15 protein-coding genes are annotated in these 16596 nt (G+C 70.4%); 9 read left to right on the top strand and 6 right to left on the bottom strand.

The features are described 5' to 3' along the window. Positions 1-157 precede the first annotated feature (157 nt). From HNR67_RS36525 to HNR67_RS36515, 3 genes are all read left to right on the top strand, one after another. A complete protein-coding gene (locus HNR67_RS36525) occupies positions 158-2038 on the top strand; it encodes an ABC transporter ATP-binding protein (RefSeq protein ID WP_185007502.1) in 1881 nt (626 codons plus the stop codon). 69 nt (positions 2039-2107) lie between these two features. Further along, a complete protein-coding gene (locus tag HNR67_RS36520; protein WP_407645160.1) occupies positions 2108-2941 on the top strand; it encodes an HAD family hydrolase in 834 nt (277 codons plus the stop codon). 257 nt (positions 2942-3198) lie between these two features. Continuing rightward, on the top strand, positions 3199-3504 hold the full coding sequence (locus tag HNR67_RS36515) for a DUF3040 domain-containing protein (RefSeq protein WP_185007500.1): 306 nt from the start codon (positions 3199-3201) through the stop codon (positions 3502-3504). Between the two features lie 236 nt (positions 3505-3740). Here HNR67_RS36515 and HNR67_RS36510 read toward each other — a convergent pair whose 3' ends face one another. Further along, positions 3741-4724, bottom strand: a complete 984-nt coding sequence (locus tag HNR67_RS36510) for a helix-turn-helix transcriptional regulator (protein ID WP_185007498.1) — start codon at positions 4722-4724, stop codon at positions 3741-3743. 93 nt (positions 4725-4817) lie between these two features. On the opposite strand from HNR67_RS36510, the gene HNR67_RS36505 reads away from it, so the two are divergent. Beyond that, positions 4818-5888 carry an epoxyqueuosine reductase gene (locus HNR67_RS36505; RefSeq protein ID WP_185007497.1) on the top strand — a complete coding sequence of 357 codons (1071 nt, stop codon included), beginning with the start codon at positions 4818-4820 and terminating at the stop codon, positions 5886-5888. Further along, on the top strand, positions 5885-7105 hold the full coding sequence (locus HNR67_RS36500) for a beta-ketoacyl-[acyl-carrier-protein] synthase family protein (RefSeq protein ID WP_185007495.1): 1221 nt from the start codon (positions 5885-5887) through the stop codon (positions 7103-7105). The genes HNR67_RS36505 and HNR67_RS36500 overlap by 4 nt, the downstream gene beginning before the upstream one ends. A gap of 187 nt (positions 7106-7292) precedes the next feature. Here HNR67_RS36500 and HNR67_RS36495 read toward each other — a convergent pair whose 3' ends face one another. Continuing rightward, positions 7293-7748, bottom strand: a complete 456-nt coding sequence (locus HNR67_RS36495; protein WP_185007492.1) for a winged helix-turn-helix transcriptional regulator — start codon at positions 7746-7748, stop codon at positions 7293-7295. A gap of 231 nt (positions 7749-7979) precedes the next feature. Then, entirely contained in the window at positions 7980-9167 is a 1188-nt protein-coding gene (locus HNR67_RS36490) for an HNH endonuclease signature motif containing protein (protein ID WP_221490171.1), read from the bottom strand. A 390-nt stretch (positions 9168-9557) separates the two neighbouring features. Here HNR67_RS36490 and HNR67_RS36485 point away from each other — a divergent pair, with 390 nt between their 5' ends. Then, positions 9558-10481: a proteasome assembly chaperone family protein gene (locus HNR67_RS36485; RefSeq protein ID WP_185007488.1), complete on the top strand. Its 924-nt coding sequence runs from the start codon at positions 9558-9560 to the stop codon at positions 10479-10481. Positions 10482-11145: 664 nt separating this feature from the next. Here HNR67_RS36485 and HNR67_RS36480 read toward each other — a convergent pair. From HNR67_RS36480 to HNR67_RS36470, 3 genes are all read right to left on the bottom strand, one after another. Next, positions 11146-12273 (bottom strand): phosphatidylinositol-specific phospholipase C domain-containing protein, encoded by a 1128-nt coding sequence (locus tag HNR67_RS36480; protein WP_185007486.1) that lies wholly within the window; start codon positions 12271-12273, stop codon positions 11146-11148. 222 nt (positions 12274-12495) lie between these two features. Further along, positions 12496-12690: a ferredoxin gene (locus tag HNR67_RS36475; protein ID WP_185007484.1), complete on the bottom strand. Its 195-nt coding sequence runs from the start codon at positions 12688-12690 to the stop codon at positions 12496-12498. Between the two features lie 44 nt (positions 12691-12734). Continuing rightward, positions 12735-13967 carry a cytochrome P450 gene (locus tag HNR67_RS36470; RefSeq protein WP_185007482.1) on the bottom strand — a complete coding sequence of 411 codons (1233 nt, stop codon included), beginning with the start codon at positions 13965-13967 and terminating at the stop codon, positions 12735-12737. 434 nt (positions 13968-14401) lie between these two features. On the opposite strand from HNR67_RS36470, the gene HNR67_RS36465 reads away from it, so the two are divergent. The 3 genes from HNR67_RS36465 to HNR67_RS36455 all read left to right on the top strand — a co-directional run bounded on the left by HNR67_RS36465 (position 14402) and on the right by HNR67_RS36455 (position 16573). After that, positions 14402-15001, top strand: a complete 600-nt coding sequence (locus tag HNR67_RS36465; RefSeq protein ID WP_185007479.1) for a TetR/AcrR family transcriptional regulator — start codon at positions 14402-14404, stop codon at positions 14999-15001. 4 nt (positions 15002-15005) lie between these two features. Continuing rightward, positions 15006-15680 carry a TetR/AcrR family transcriptional regulator gene (locus tag HNR67_RS36460; protein ID WP_185007478.1) on the top strand — a complete coding sequence of 225 codons (675 nt, stop codon included), beginning with the start codon at positions 15006-15008 and terminating at the stop codon, positions 15678-15680. A 290-nt stretch (positions 15681-15970) separates the two neighbouring features. Beyond that, positions 15971-16573 carry a hypothetical protein gene (locus HNR67_RS36455; RefSeq protein ID WP_185007476.1) on the top strand — a complete coding sequence of 201 codons (603 nt, stop codon included), beginning with the start codon at positions 15971-15973 and terminating at the stop codon, positions 16571-16573. Positions 16574-16596: the final 23 nt, after the last annotated feature.

Below are 16596 nucleotides of genomic sequence, written 5' to 3'. Positions count from 1 at the left end.
GGAGCGCTTGACCTCTAGTTAAGTCGAGCTTCCACACTCTCCTCATCAGCGACTTCGGTCCACCAAGGACCACGGCGGGAAATTCACGCCGATTTTGTCGGGGGTGTGCGGAACCATCATCCTGCACACCGCCCCGGCCCGGACACTGTGGGGAGCCATGGACATCGACATGAACGCCTGGATGGCGCTGGAGAGCGCGATGCAGGACAAGTCGGGGCGCACGGTCACCCGTGCCACCCTGCGCCGCATCGGCCGCTTCGCCAAGCCGCAGCACCGCGCGGTGGCCATCCTGCTGGTGCTCAGCGCGCTGGCCGCGGTGCTGGCGGTGGCCACCCCGGTGCTGGCGGGCTGGGTGGTCGAGGCGATCGTCAACAAGCAGCCGGTGGACACCGTGCTGTGGCTGGCCGGGCTGATCGCGGCGATCGCGGTGGTCGAGGCGGGACTGAGCCTGGCCGAGCGCTGGCAGTCCTCCCGGGTCGGCGAGGACCTGATCCTGCGGCTGCGCGAGTCGGTGTTCGCGCACGTGCAGCGGATGCCGATCGCCTTCTTCACCCGCACCCGCACCGGCGCGCTGGTCAGCAGGCTCAACAACGACGTGATCGCCGCCCAGCGCGCCTTCTCCTCCACGCTGTCCGGGGTGGTCACCAACATCATCGCGCTGGTACTGGCCGTGGTGGTCATGCTCAGCCTGTCCTGGCAGGTCACCGTGCTCGCGCTGATCCTGCTGCCGATCTTCGTGCTGCCCGCCCGGCGGGTCGGGCGGCGGCTGGCCGGGATGGAACGCGAGTCGGCCAACCTCAACTCGGCGATGACCACCCAGATGACCGAACGCTTCTCCGCGCCCGGCGCCACCCTGATCAAGCTGTTCGGCAGGCCGGCCGACGAGCAGGCCGAGTTCGGCTCGCGGGCCAGGCGGGTGCGCGACATCGGCGTGCGCACCGCGGTCAAGCAGTGGGTGTTCATGGTGGCCCTCGGCCTGGTCTCCGCGCTGGCGCTGGCCCTGGTCTACGGCCTTGGCGGCTACTTCGCGCTCACCGGCCAGCTCGAGGCCGGCACCGTGGTCACCCTGGCGCTGCTGATCACCCGGCTGTACTCGCCGCTGACCGCGCTGGCCGGGGCCCGGCTGGACATGATGACCGCGCTGGTCAGCTTCGACCGGGTGTTCGAGGTGCTCGACCTCAAGCCGCTGATCGAGGAGAAGCCGGATGCCCGCGCGGTGCCCGAGGGGCCGGTCGCGGTGGAGTTCGACAACGTGCGCTTCAGCTACCCGGCCGCGGACAAGGTCTCGCTGGCCTCGCTGGAGGAAGTGGCCACTTTGGACAGTCGAGGCGGCGAGGAGGTGCTGCGCGGGGTGTCCTTCCGGGCCGAACCCGGTCAGCTGGTCGCCCTGGTCGGCTCCTCCGGTGCAGGCAAGTCCACCCTGGCCTCGCTGACGCCGCGGTTGTACGACGCGGACTCCGGCACCATCCGGCTGGCCGGCGTGGACGTGCGCGACCTGTCCTTCGACGCGATCAGGGACACCGTCGGCATGGTCACCCAGGACGGCCACCTCTTCCACGAGAGCATCGGCGCCAACCTGCGCCTGGCCCAGCCCGGGGCGAGTGATGCGGACCTGTGGGACGCGCTGCGCCGCGCCCGGCTGGAGGACCTGGTCGCCTCCCTGCCCGACGGCCTGGACACGGTGGTGGGGGAGCGCGGCTACCGCCTCTCCGGCGGTGAGCGGCAGCGGCTGACCATCGCCCGCCTGCTGCTGGCCCAGCCCAGGGTGGTCATCCTGGACGAGGCCACCGCGCACCTGGACTCCAGTTCGGAAGCCGCGGTGCAGGAGGCACTGGTCGAGGCGCTGGCAGGCCGGACCTCGCTGGTCATCGCACACCGGTTGTCCACCATCCGCGCCGCGAACCTGATCCTGGTGGTGGAGAACGGCGAGGTGGTGGAGCGGGGCACGCACGAGGTGCTGCTGGCCAAGGGCGGCCGGTACGCCGAGCTGTACAACACGCAGTTCGCGGACAGCAAGGAATCGGTGGTCGCTGGATAACCTGTACGCCTCGCGGCGCCCGCATCCCTGCGCGGCGCCGCGAGCGGACGCGGGGACAAAGGAGTTCAGGTGTCGGTGCAACGGGATGTCGGCAGCGTGTCCGGGACGGTGGTCGAGCGGGCCCCCGCCCCCGACCCCACCGCGGCCGCCTTCTTCGACGTGGACAACACCATGATCATGGGAGCGTCCATCTTCCACCTGGCCCGCGGCCTGGTGGAACGCAAGTACTTCCGCACCGCCGACCTGGTCGGCTTCGCCTGGCAACAGGTCAAGTTCCGGGTACTGGGCCGCGAAGACCACCAGGGCATCGAATCCAGCCGGGAACAACTCCTCTCCTTCGTGGCAGGCCGCCGCACAGACGAGTTGGCCGCCCTCTGCGAGGAGATCTTCGACGCCCGCATCGCCTCCAGGGTCTGGCCCGGCACCCGCTCCCTGGCCGAACTGCACCTGGCCGCGGGCCAACGAGTCTGGCTGGTCACCGCCGCCCCGGTGGAACTCGCCGAGATCATCGCCCGCCGCCTGGGCCTCACCGGCGCCCTCGGCACCGTCGGCGAACGCGAGAACGGCGTCTACACCGGCAAACTCACCGGCGGCCTGATGCACGGCCAGGCCAAAGCCGACGCCATCCAAGCCCTGGCAGTCCAAGAAGGCCTCACCCTGGCCAACTGCACGGCCTACTCCGACTCCCACAACGACCTGCCGATGCTGTCCACGGTGGGAACCGCCATCGCGGTCAACCCCGACTCCGGCCTACGCGACATAGCCCGCACCCGAGGCTGGGAGATCCGAGACTTCCGAACCGGCCGCAAAGCCATCAAAATCGGCCTCCCCTCCCTTCTCGGCGCCACCGCCCTGGCCGGCGCGGTACTCACCGCCCTCGCCAACCGCCGCCGCCCCCGCTGACCTCAACCGCCGCCCTGCCCCGGCTGCCCACCGCCCCTGACCCCTCTCCCGATATCCCGCCTGCCCCGGCCTCGCCCTGCCCGAAGCCGCCCGCATCGACCCCGGCTGTTGCCGCCGCCCCACACCTGCGCCCGCCCCGCCGCTCAACGCGGCCCACCAGGTTTGCCCCCGCCCCCGCCGGGCACCCGATATCTGCGCTGGCGCCCCAGCGCCCGCCCCGCACGGCGGAAACCGGATGCGTTCGCGGGAGGCCCGCCATGCTGAGCCAGGACGATCGCCGCCGCCTGGCGGAACTGGCCGACCACTTACAGGCCAACGACCCCGCGTTCACCGAGGGCCTGCGCACCGGCCACCCAACCCCACCCCGCGACGACCGCCGCTGGCCAGTCGTGGCCGCGGGCCTGCTCGCCGCCACAACCCTCTTGATAGCCCTGGCAACCCTGTCGCTGCCGCTCACCTTCGTCGCGCTCGTCGGCCTGGGTTGGGCGATCGTCGCCTACCACCAACGCGTCCGCCGCGCCCACCACTGGACCACCCGCCCCCAATGGCACCGCCTGGGCTAGCTGCTCCCTGCTTCGGCCGACCTTTCTGCCTCGACCGACCCCCGGCCTGACCGACCCCCGGCCTGACCGACCCCCGGCCTGACCGACCCCCGGCCTGACCGACCCCCGGCCTGACCGACCCCCGGCCTGACCGACCTTTCTGCCTCGACCGGCTTCCCTGCCTCGGCCCCTCCGTCAGCCAGTCCACCCTCGCGGCGCTCCGATCCACGTCCCCGGCCACTCTCGAGGAGTCGCGCCTACTCCTCTGCCCGCACTTTGCCCCGCGCCGCCTCCGGCACCGCCCGCTGCAGCCGCTCGGCCATCGCCACCAGGTTCGCCGCCAGCTCCGGCGCGTCCACCACCTCGAACTCGATCTCCATCGACCCCAGCATCCACGCCAGCGACCGCACATCGGACGCGCCCACGTGCAGCAGACAGCTCTCCGGCCCCTCCGGCTCGACCCGCCCGATCCCGGCGAAGTTCTGCGCCTCCGGCGCGTCCGCGGGCACCGGCAGCCGGACCTTCGACTGGTACTGCCACAGCCGGGCCACCCGCTCGGCCACGAACGCGCCCGCGTCATCCGTTGGCAGCTCCCGTGGACTGAACCGGGGACCGGTCGGCGTCCTGGGCCGCAGCCGGTCCACCCGGAAGGTCCGCCAGTCCGACCGGGCGACATCCCAGGCCACCAGGTACCACCGGCGGCCCCAGGTCACCAGGCGGTGGGGTTCGGCCTCGCGCAGGCTCTCGGTGCCGTCGTGGTTGCGGTAGTCGAAACGCAATCGCTGGTGGTCGCGGCAGGCCGCGGCGATCGCGGTCAGGGTGTCCGCGGCGACCGTCGGCATGGACGAGCGGCTCGGCACGGTCGAGATCTGCAAGGCCGCCACCCGGTGCCGCAACCGCGAGGGCAGCACCTGTTCCAGTTTCACCAGCGCCCGCAACGACGCCTCGCCGATGCCCTCGACACTGCCGTTGGTCGCGGTGCGCAGCCCGATCGCCACCGCCACCGCCTCCTCGTCGTCGAGCAGCAACGGCGGCAGGTCCGCGCCCGCCCCCAGCCGGTACCCACCGGTGACGCCCTTGGTCGACTCGACCGGGTAGTCCAGGTCCCGCAGCTTGTCGATGTCCCGCCGCACCGTGCGGCCGGTGACGCCCAGCCGGTCGGCCAGGTCGGCACCGGACCACTCGCGGCGCATCTGTAGCAGGGTCAGCAGCCGGAGCAGCCGCGCCGAGGTCTCCTTCACCGCCTCATTCTGCCGCGATCGAGTGGGTCTTGATTTCAAACTAACTCGATGACATGGTGAGTTTGATTTTCCAGCTGACCTCGGGAGCGCGTCATGACAAGACTTCCGGCCCGCCTCGCGGACCACCCCTCGGTGCGCGCGGTCCGTGCCCGGCAGGCCGCGGCCGGTCCCCGTACGCCCCGGGTGATCGACGCGGACTGGCTGCGCGAGTTGTGCCTGGCGGCGGGCGCCGACGACATGGGCGTGGTGTCACTGGATCACCCGGACCTGGCCGGTGAACGCGAGTCCGCGCTGCACGCCCTGCCCGGTACCCGCAGCCTGATCTCGCTGGTGGTGCGGATGAACCGGGACAACGTCCGCTCACCCGCGCGCAGTGTCGCCAACCAGGAGTTCCACCGCACCGGCGAGATCATCAACGAGACCGCGCGCGGCATCGTCCGCGCCCTGGAGGACGCGGGTCACCGCGCGCTGAACCCCTCCGCCACCTTCCCGATGGAGATGGAGAACTACCCCGGCCGGATCTGGGTGATCGCGCACAAGCCGGTCGCGGTGGCCGCGGGCCTGGGCGCGATGGGCATCCACCGCAACGTCATCCACCCCAGGTTCGGCAACTTCGTGCTGCTGGCCACCCTGCTCCTGGACGCCGAGGTCAGCGCCTACGGCGTGAAGCTGGACTACAACCCCTGCCTGGAGTGCAAGCTCTGCGTCGCGGCTTGCCCGATCGGGGCGATCGGCAAGAACGGGGAGTTCGACTTCCGCGGCTGCGCCACCCACAACTACCGCGAGTTCATGGGCGGGTTCACCGACTGGGTGGAGACGATCGCGGAGAGTGCGGACGCCGCGGAGTACCGCGAACGGGTCACCACCGCCGAGAGCGCCTCCATGTGGCAGAGCCTGGCCTTCAAGCCCAACTACAAGGCGGCCTACTGCCTGGCTGTTTGCCCAGCAGGGGAGGATGTACTCGAGCCCTACCTCCAAGACCGGAAGGACTTCATGGACACCGTGCTGAAGCCCTTGCAGGACAAGGTGGAGACGCTCTACGTCACCCCCGGCTCGCCGGCCGGGGACTATGCCCGACGTCGGTTCCCGCACAAGCCGGTGAAGGAAGTCGGCAATGGACTTCCCGTCACCCGGCCGCGGCAGGAGAAGAAGGACGGTCGATGACCGAGGTTGTGATCACCGGGCTCGGCGCGTTGAGCCCCCTGGGCGGCACCACGGCCGACACCTGGTCCGCGCTGCTGGCCGGCCGGTCCGGGGTCGAGACGCTCACCGACGACTGGGCGCAGGAACTGCCCGCCCGGCTCGCCGCCCGGATGGCGGTCGACCCGGCCAGTCAGCTCGATCGCGTGCAGGCCCGCCGGCTGGACCGGTCCGCCCAGGCAGCGCTGGTCGCCGCCCGCGAGGCATGGGCCGACGCCGGCCTGGAGAAGGGCGCGGTCGACCCGAACCGCGTCGCGGTCGTGCTGGGCACCGGCATCGGCGGCGTCGGCACCCTGCTGGACAACTACGACGCGCTCCTCGGCCGCGGCTACCGCCGGGTGTCCCCGCGCATGGTCCAGATGATCATGCCCAACAGTGCGGCCGCCACGGTCAGCATCGACCTGGACGCCCGCGCCGGCGCCATCTGCCCGGCCAGCGCCTGCGCCACCGGAGCCGAGGCCCTCGCCCACGCGCTGGACCTGATCCGGCTCGGCCGCGCCGACATCGTGATCACCGGCGGCACCGAGGCATGCGTCCGCTCGGTGACCATGGCCGGCTTCGCCCAGGCCCAGGCCATGTCCACCCGCAACGACGAGCCACACCGCGCCTCCCGTCCGTACGACAAGGGACGCGACGGCTTCGTCCTCGGCGAAGGCGCCGCCGTCCTGGTCATCGAACGCGCCGACCTGGCCGCCGCTCGCGGCCGCACGCCGTACGCGACCTTCGCCGGCGCCAGCATCACCTCCGACGCCTACGACATGGTCGGCCTGCACCCGCAGGGCGATGGCCAGATCAGGGCCATGACCACGGCCCTGAAGGAAGCCGGCCTGTCCGCCACGGACATCCAGCACGTCAACGCCCACTCCACCGGCACGCCGGGCGGCGACATGCTGGAGGCCAAGGCCATCTACGACGTCTTCGGCCACCAGCCCCTGGTCTCGGCGACCAAGTCCATGACCGGTCACCTCCTGGGCGCCGCCGGCGCACTGGAAGCGATCTTCACGGTCCTGGCCATCCACCACGACGTGGCCCCACCGACCCGCAACCTGGAGAACCCGGAGGACGACCTCCAGATCCAGGTCACCAGGGAGACCCCGGTCAACCTGCCCATCAACGCCGCCCTGTCGAACTCCTTCGGCTTCGGCGGTCACAACACCGCGCTGGTCTTCAAGAAGGCCTGACCGACGACCCGGCCAGGGCCAAGTCTGGAGTCGGGTCGGGTCGGGTCGCGGACCTTTGTCAGGGCGGGCCAGTCAGTCCAGCCTGGGCTGACTGGCCGCGTCTGACCCGAACCGGGCCGGGCGTGAGCTTCGGCCCGACAACTGTCGGTGGCCAGGCGTCCCGAACCCGCTGGGACCGGGAGAGCGGTCAGTCGGCCACCCGGCCCTGCGGCGTCCATTCCGGACTGGCGAACCGCGCGCGTAGTTCGCCGACAGCCGGTTCGGCGCCGCAGGCCCGGCAGGCCGGGACCGTCTCCAGGTCCTGGCCGCAGCTGTGCTCGAACATCACGGGCGGTGTGTCCACGAGATGCCGATCACCCCACTGCCGCAACAGGTGCAGGACTCCACGTAGCTCCAGTCCCGCCTCCGTGGCGTGATACTCGAACCGCGGCGGCCGCTCGCTGTACTGAACGCGTTCCAGCACACCCGCATCGACCAGCTTCCGCAGCCGGACGGCGAGAACATCGCGTGGTGCCCCGATGTTCCGGACCATGCCGTCGAACCGGCACACCCCATAGAACACCTCACGCAGCACCAGCAACGAGTACTTCTCCCCGACCACGGCCAGCGTGGCGGCGATGGAACACGGGCGCGGCTGGCTCATGCCACCCACGGTAGACGAGACCGTTTGAATACCCAATGCTCTCGTGTCGAAGGGACCTCCTGTCGTTGTGCTTCCTTTGTGGACGATGCCGGGCAGTGCCTCATGCCGGCCTGAGGCACCCGGTGACCAGCACGTGCTGAGCGGAGCCCGCGGTGGTCGGTCCGCCTGGCCGGGCCACCGGCACCGAGGGTCGCGGCGCGGCAGCGGGCCAGGCGGGGCTTGCGGTTCAGGTCATCGCGGCTCCGGGGAGGTGTGGTAGACGCGGTTGGTGGGCGAGGTCCAGGTGAAGCGGCCACCTGGATGCTGGTGCAGCCGCCAGGGCCAGGCGGCGGTCTGCTTGAGCCGGTGGTGGTGACGGCACAGCGGACCGAGGTTGTCCGGGCTGGTGGGACCTCCGTTCTCGTGCGGGATGGTGTGGTCCAGATCCGCGTCGTGGGCCTTGCGACGACAACCGGGGAAGGTGCAGCGCGGGTTGCGCGCCTTGACCACTTCGGTCATCCAGGTCGGCGGTTTGTAACGCCGGGCGTCGTAGCCGACCACCGAGCCGTCCGGGCCGGTGAGCAGCCGTTTGATGTTGGCGTCCATGGCCAGTTCGCGGGCCATCTCGGCGGTGATGGGGCCGTGATCGGCCAGTTCGGCCGGTTCGTCGTCATCGCCCAGCAGGGCGGTGATCGGCACGGTCACCCGGATCTCGGTGCTGACCGAACCGCCGTTCGCCTTGCCGGACAACAGGTCCAGGGCCACGTCGGTGCGCGTCTGGTCGAGCGTCCGATCCTCGTCCTTGACCGTGCGGGCGAGCTTGTCGACGTAGCAGAAGGCGGCCTGGGTGCGTGGGGCCGGCGCCTTCACGGAGAGCACGGCCATGCCGTCGTCCTCCGCCCACAGCGACAACTGCCGGGATTCCGCTGCTTTCTCCTCTCTCTTGCGGGCGGCGCCAGGATCGGCGCGGATGACCGCGCGGCGCAGCATCGACCGAACGCTGCCGACGCTGCGGGCCTCCGCGTCGGGCAGCACCCGTTGTTCGACCGCGGCCGCCTGGGCGTCGGTGAGCGGGGTGACGGCCTCGGCGATCGCCTTGGCCTTCGGGTAGTCGATCCGGCCTTCCTCCAGCGCTGCCAGGGTTCTGGGCACGCGGCGGAGGTCGAGGGCGGTGGCCAGCCGGACCGCCGCCGCACGTGGGCTCCAGCCCAGCGCCGCGGCGATCTCGTCCCCGACGAACTCGTGGATTCCGTACTTGTCATGGGTTCGGTGCTCGACGAACCTGGCCAGGGTCTGCATCTCCACCGACTCGACGTACGCCTTGACCCGCTGGCAGTTCCGCAGCCGATCGAGCAGCGCGTTGTCGTCCAAAGTGGACATATCAGCGGAGAGGGCGCCCATCGTGGCGTCAACAGACCGGGGCTGAGGTGTGTCGAGCACAGCGAGCTGCTCGAACATGGCACAGCCTAAGGGTGGGGGTGGGATGGGAATGACAGTTTCGCCACCGGCGGAACTCGCGACTTGCCTGTCAGGGAATTATGTTGGTGGGCAACGAAAATGCGCTGACAAGAGGCAGATTCTCCTGGTGCGCAAGGAGTCCGCGTGGGGTGGCGGCGGGAGCGGGCCGGGCCAGTGCGGGCCGGGACGAGGGGGTGGGCGGCGCTGTGCGGGGGTCGATCTGGTGTTGGTGGGGGTCTCGGCGATCGAGGTGAGTGCCATGTAGGGCATATAACCGTGCGATCATCTGGCTCGTCAAATTGATCAGGCGGGAATGGTGTCACCCGGTCGGGCGTTCTTGATACGGACGCGTGGAAAGACAAGTTGGAGGCTGTGGTGCTGGATCCGGAGAACCTGTACGAGGTGGACTCCGATGTCCCGGACCTGACCGGAGCGGTACTGCTGCACCACTTCGACGGGTTCATGGACGCGGGAGCGGCCGGGCGGGTGCTGGTCGAGCACCTGCTGGAGACCTACGAGCACCGCGTGATCGCGCGGTTCGACGTCGACGGCCTGCTCGATTACCGGTCGAGGCGTCCGTTGATGACCTACTCGACCGACCGGTGGGCCGATTTTGCGGCTCCCGAGCTTGTGGTGTATCTGTTGCATGACGCCATCGGCACCCCCTTCATCTTGCTCACAGGGTCTGAGCCGGATCTGCGGTGGGAAGCCTTCACCCAGGCGGTTCGTAGCCTGATCGAACGCTGGGGCGTCCGGTTGACCGTCGGTTTCCACGGAATTCCCATGGGTGTTCCGCACACGCGACCGCTGGGCGTGGTGGCCCACGCGACGCGCCGGGAACTGATCTCCGAACACCAGTCGTTCTTCAACCGGGTGCAGGTGCCCGGCAACGTGAGCGCGTTGCTGGAGCTGCGCCTGGGCGAGAGCGGTCACGACGCCGTCGGGTTCGCCGCGCAGGTGCCGCACTACCTCGCGCAGTCGACCTATCCGGCGGTGGCCATGACCCTGCTCGACCATGTCGTGCAGGCGACCGGCCTCGTGCTTCCCGCGGACTCGTTGCGGGAGACCGCGCGCCGGGCCGACGCCGAGGTGCAGCGGCAGGTCGTGGAGTCGGAGGAGATCTCGCAGGTGGTGGGCGCGCTGGAGCGGCAGTACGACGCGTTCGCCGAGGCCGCGGGCAAGGAGAGCCTGCTGCTGGAAACGGCCGAGGACATGCCGAGCGCCGAGGAACTGGGCGCGGAGGTCGAGCGGTTCCTGGCTGAGCAGCAGGGGTTCACCGACCCCCGCGACAACTGACCTACGAGAACACTCGGACGCTCCGGCTGATTGGGCTGGGCGTCGCGGGGCTGTGGTGTGGGCTGGCTGAGCACCGACAGGGTTGATGTTGGTGCTGAGGCTGGGTGCATGCCGTGGCGATTCGGCTGGCGGCCGATGCTGCCGTGCCGAGTGCACTGGACGTGTTTGGCGTGAACGCTGTGCGCAGGGACCCGGCTTGGTCTGCGCGCGGAGCGGGCTAGGTGCTGAGGCGGGCGTGCGTGGTGTGTCAGCCGCGTGTCCCGGCTGGCCGAGGGCCGTGGGACGGCCGTGCGAGGCGAGGCTGGCCGTGCGCGGTGAGCTGGGCTGGCTGGCGATGAGTCTGAGGCGCGGTGTGGTGCTGAGGGCGTGGTCACCGGCCGCGTGGTGGTGTGGGCGCGGGTGACCGTGGTGGGTTCTGGCGGTGTCGCCGGGGCCGCGACCTGTCTGCGGAAGCGGCGGGTTGTGCGGGCCAGGGCGGCGGGCCGGCCCGCACAACGTCCACGGCCGCTGAGCGCGGATGTCAATCATCCTACGATTGGGCCGATGTGGTGACAACGTCCGATGGCGGACGGGGTGACCCGTTCGAAATGGGCGCGGCCCCACCGTGGACAGGGTCGTCCTGGTGGAGCCGCTGGGTGGTGCTGGTTGGCCGGAGTGGTGCTGGTCAGCCGGTGGTGTAGGAGGCGATGGCGGGGTTGCGCCAGTCGCTGGAGACGATGGTGGCGCCCTTGGCGGCCAGGTCCCGGACCCGGGCGTGGGCGTCGGGGACCGGTGGGTTCACGCCGTCGATCGCCGGGGCGACCCGGTGGGCGTCGGTCATGACGACCAGGTACTTGCCGCCGAGGTAGCTGCCCGGGTAGCCGGCGTAGGCGCTGGCGTCGCCGTCGAAGGCGACGAGCCAGGGCGCGCGGTTGCCGCCGCGGTCGCCGGTGCGCGGGTCGGACTGGCTGGCGCCGTTGATCGCGGGGAAGGCCATGGTGGAGGGCAGGGTGCCCGCGCTGTTGGCGTTGAGCAGGCGGTCGGCGTATTCCACGTCGGTGTGATAGCGGTCGAAGGGGTTGGCTGCCTCGAACGTGCCGCGTTCGACCAGGATCAGGAACTTGCCGGTCAGAGCGGCGCGGGTGGGCCACGCGCCGGCCTGGGCGGCGGCGTCCAGGGTGGCGTGGCCGCCCTTGAGCTGGGCGGGGCCGAAGACGTTCGCGGCGCCCAGGTTGTCGGCGATGACGCGGTCCAGTTCCTGGGCGCCGAAGCCGCCGCGGCCGTCGAAGCCGTTCTTCAGTTCGAGCTTGAGCACGACCAGCGGGTGGTTCGGCTTGTTCTCGTGCCACAGGCGGATGTTGCGCAGGCAGGTGGCCAGGTTCTGGTTGCGGGCGCCGGTGCGCAGCTCCGGGTAGGTGTTCGCGGCAGCGCAGTTGTTGCTGTTGCCGGGGTCGTGGCTGACCTTGAAGTCCCTGGTGCCGAAGAAGTTCGTCCAGATGTCGATCTCGAGCATGCCCGCGCCGGTGTCCAGGGCGTCGGCCAGGTACGGGAAGGTCGCCTGGATGTAGGCGTTGTGCAGGCCGACCGAGGCGGCGCCGGTGGCGGTCACCATCTGGGCGGCGGTGGCTGCGGCGGCCTGGGCGGATGTCGCGGCGGCGGGTGCGGCCGGGGTCGCGGCCGCGGGGGTTGCCGCGGGTGTCGCGGCGGCTGGGGTCGCTGCTGCGGTGGCTCCGGTGGAGCCGCCGGCTGCGGCGGCCAGGACCAGCAGGCCCGCGCCGACTGCGGTGGCCGCGCGAGCGAGTGGGCGATGCATCGTTGCGCTCCTCAAACCGTTACCCGGTGGTGGCGGATGAGGAGAAACTAGCCTGGGTAGGTGTGCGCGGGATGTCCGCTGGATGGCGCATTGATCCGTCTGGGTGCGGGTATTCCCATTCGGGCGGGCGGAGGGGTTATTACGCAAGCCCCATTGGTCGCCGACCGGCGCACGATTGGCGCGCGCCGGCCGGGAGTTCAGATATGTGATTGTCCGGGGAATTCAGTCCTGGACGTGGATCGCCATCGCCGGGCACAGCACGGCCGCCTCGCGGACCGCCTCACCCAGTTCGGCCGGCGGCTCCTCCTGGAGCAGCACCACCACGCCGTCCTCGTCCCGCTGATCGAACACCTCGGCGGCGGCCAGCACACACTGACCGGCGCCTACGCAGGCTTCTTCGTCGATGTTGACGCGCATTTCCAACTCCTGTTGTGCGGTGGTGGGTCGCGGTCGGCGGCCGGTCAGGCCTGAGCGTCCCAGGTGACCGGCAGCGACCGCACGCCGTACACGAGTGCGTCGTGCTTGAACTCAATGTTCTCGAACGGGATCGCCAGGCGCAGCGTCGGGATCCTGGTGTACAGCCGGGCGAAGACCTCCTGCAGCTCCACCCGGGCCAGCTGCTGGCCGAGGCACTGGTGGGCGCCGTAGCCGAAGGTCAGGTGGGCGCTGGCGTTGCGGCCGAAGTCGATCTCGTCGGGGTTGCCGAAGACCGACTCCTGCCGGTTGCCCGAAGACAGGGCGGCGATGACGAACTCGCCCTCCTTGAACACCTGCTCGCCGATCGGCAGGTCCTCGACCACCCGGCGGAACACGCCGAACTGCACCACCGAGAGGTACCGCAGCATCTCCTCGACCGCGGCGGGCGCGATCGAGGCGTCCGCGCGCAGCTCGGCCAGGCGGTCCGGGTGCTGCAGCAGGGCGGCGGCGCTGAGCGCGATCATGTTCGCGGTGGTCTCGTGCCCGGCGATGAGCAGCGAGATGCCGAGGGTGACCAGCTCCTCGATGGTCAGCGGGGTGCCGCCGGCGGTGGCCCGCTGGATGAGCCTGCCGAGCAGGTCCTCGTCGGTCGGGTTGGCCATCTTGGCCATCACGAGCTGGGCCATGTAGCCCTGGACCTGACCGCTGGCCGCCAGCCGCTGCTCCTGGGTGATGTCGACCTTGAGTAGCACCCCGCTGGCCGCCTGGAACATCTCCCGGTCGGCGTAGGGCACACCGAGCAGCTCGCAGATCACCAGCGACGGGATCGGCAGGCCGAAGTCGTGGTACAGGTCAGCCTCGGTGCCTTCGAGCATCTTGTCGATGTGCTGATCCACCAGGTCGGCGATGTAGGGCCGCATCGCCTGGATGCGCTTGACGGTGAACTCCGGGGTCAGCAGCCTGCGCAGCCGGGAGTGCTCGGGGCCGTCGTGGTGCAGGATCGAGCCGGGGGCGGCCGGGGCGTCCAGGTCGGCCTCGGTGTTGACGTGGTTGGACGGCGAGGCGGCGCGGGAGGACAGGCGCGGGTCGGCCAGCACGCTGCGCACGTCCTCATACCGGGTGACCAGCCACGCGTCCACGCCGACCGGGCAGCTCACCTGGCTCACCGGCGCGGTTTCGCGCAGCTCCTGGTACTCCGCGGCGGGGTCGAACGGGCAGCCCGCGGGCCGGGTGTCGGGGAAGGCGGCCTTGGCGGGAGCGTTCGCGGTCTCGGTCATGACCTCGGGTCCTTTCGGTGGTGGGACGTCAGTGCGGCGGTGGCGGCGGCTGGCGAGTTCGGTGGTGATCGGCCCGGTGGGGCCGGTCCGGCCGGCCTGGTGGGGACGGGCTGGGAAGCGGCTGAGGGCACTGGTCGGCGGTTGGGCGGCGGCAGGTGGGGGCGGCGGTTGGTGGCGGCGCGGCGGTAGGTGGTGGGGGCGGTTGGCGGTAGGGCGGCGGTAGGTGGTGGGGGCGTGCTGGGCGGGTTGTGCGTGGTCGCCGGGGGTGGCCACGCGGTGGGTGTGACCGGGTCCCGGTGGAGCTGTCGGGCGGAATCTGGCAGTTACTGCCATTCTGCCAACACTGCCACTATGCCACGTGTGTCGAATGCACGTCGAACACGGTCCGTGCTGTTAGCCTCCGGGCGAAGAGGGGCTGGTCAGGAGGTGTGCCGATGGGGCTGCGTGAGCTGAAGATGCAGCGCACCCGGTTACAGATCGCCAACAAGGCGCTGGAGCTGTTCGCGGCGCAGGGCTTCGAGGCGACCACCATCGAGCAGGTCGCGGTCGCGGCCGAGGTCGGCACGCGCACGCTCTACCGCTACTTCCCGACCAAGGAATCGCTGATCGCGGGCTTCGTGGAGGAGCACCTCACCGACTCCCTGGAGGTCATGCGCGCCCAGCCCGCCGACCGGCCGCTGCCCGAGGCGCTGCACGTCGTGCTGGACCGGCTGATGCGGGTGGTCGCCGAGGACGCCCAGCGGGTGCGCGCGGTCTACGCGCTGGCCAGGCACACCGACTCACTGCAGGCCCGGCTGGCCGAACAGACCTGGCGCTGGCGCAACGAGCTGGCCGAGGAGATAGCCACCAGGGTCGGTGGGCCCTCGGCCGGGTTGAAGGCCGCCTTGTCCGCGGCCGCGACCATGGGGCTGATCGAGGTCGTGCTGCGGGAATGGGTGGACGGTGACGGCCGCCGGCCGTTGCGGGAGATCACCCAGGACGCGCTGAAACTCCTGCACACCGGCGATATCCCGCTACCGGAACACCGGGGCTGAGCCGGTGGAGGCGAACTCCGGCCTACCCGGGACGCCGCGCCGGGTACGCAACCCGTGGGGACACGGGGACCGGCTGCGGCAGGAGATCATGGCCGCCACCGAGCGGCTGCTCGGCGCCCTCGACACCGACGACGCGCTGACCATCCGCGGGGTGGCCAGGGCCGCCGGGATTGCCCCGGCCAGCATCTACCCGCACTTCGGCGACCTGACCCAGCTGGTCGGCGCGCTGATGCAGGACCAGATGCAGCGCATGGCCGACGCCATGGCCCTCGGCCGCGACTCCGTGCCCGAAGGCGATCCGCTCGGCAGGCTGTGCGCGATCCTGCGCGCCTACCTGGACTTCGCCATCAACAACCCCGCGCACCAGCGGATCCTGCTGGCCTTCCCCAAGGGCGTCGGCGTGTCCTGGGGCGACACCGGCACCATGCGGCCCAGCGCGGAGATCGGGGTCATCCTGATCGAGGCCCTGGACGCGTGTGTGGCGGCCGGGCACCGGTTGCGGGTCGAGCCCGCGGTCGCCAGCCAGATCATCATGGTCGGCGCCTTCGGCCGGGTGGTGTTGTCGCAGGCCAGCCGGGGTCTCTACGACGGGCTGAGCGTGCCGGAGTTCCTGTGCGAGCTGATCAGGCTGGTGTTCGAGCCCGGAGTGGAACTGGCCGCCTCCGACACCGGCGGCTGACCGGTCAGAAGTGACGGCGAGGCATCCGGGGCGGGCGTCTGCGCTCTTCTGTCTGTGCTCGATGCGGTTCACGGTTGTGGACGAGTGGCCGTTGTGGAGTTTCGCCAGCCCGCGTCACTAGGCGTTCTCGGCCGCACTTCCGGTCGCATATGTGAAAGTCTTGTCGGACCCCCGATCGTGTCCTAATGTGGCTTCACCCCGCCAACCTGTAAGCGCTTTCGAGTAACGGATGCCGGCCCCTGCAAACGTCGGCATTTGTTTTCTCGCTGCGCCTTTTCCTGGAGGTTGGAATGCCGAGAAAACACCGTGTCCTCGCTGGGATCGCGTTGCTGGGTGGGCTCGTGCTCACCGCCCCTGCCGCGCAGGCCCAGGTCGAGGGCGGTGGCTGGACGTCGCGTTCCCCTGGCTTCAACGTGCAGGAGCGCGGCTGCGGCCAGGTCAACAACCTGACCTTCACCCTGACCTGTTCCACCGCCAGCGGCGACCAGCGCGCCGAACGCAGGTATGACACCTACGGCGGCGGCACCTACCAGTTCGAGGGGTCGTTCCGGATCCAGAGCATGGGCGGCACCCGGATCTCGCTGAAGCAGACCTTCCAGGACGGGCCCTCGGCCGGACCGTTCTTCATGCTGGCCGTCGAACGCGGCGGCAGGCTCTACGCGGTGCACGGCGGCGCGACAGTCGCCACCGGCGCCACCGTCGGCGCGACCGTGCGGGTCAACACCGTGCACCAGGTCGGCAGCCAGCACCGCACCTACATCAACGGCTCCCAGAAACACAGCTACAGCAGCCCCAGCGGCAGCTTCTACGACAAGTTCGGCGCCTACCGCACCAGCAGCGGCCAGGGGCCCGCCACCGTGGTGTGGAGCGGAATCCGCTTCTGGCGCAAGTGATCCCGCGCCGCTGACCCTGCCCT

Source organism: Crossiella cryophila (assembly GCF_014204915.1).
Taxonomy (GTDB): domain Bacteria; phylum Actinomycetota; class Actinomycetes; order Mycobacteriales; family Pseudonocardiaceae; genus Crossiella; species Crossiella cryophila.
The sequence above is the reverse complement of the archived record's forward strand: the minus strand, read 5'-3'. Positions and strand labels throughout refer to the sequence as shown.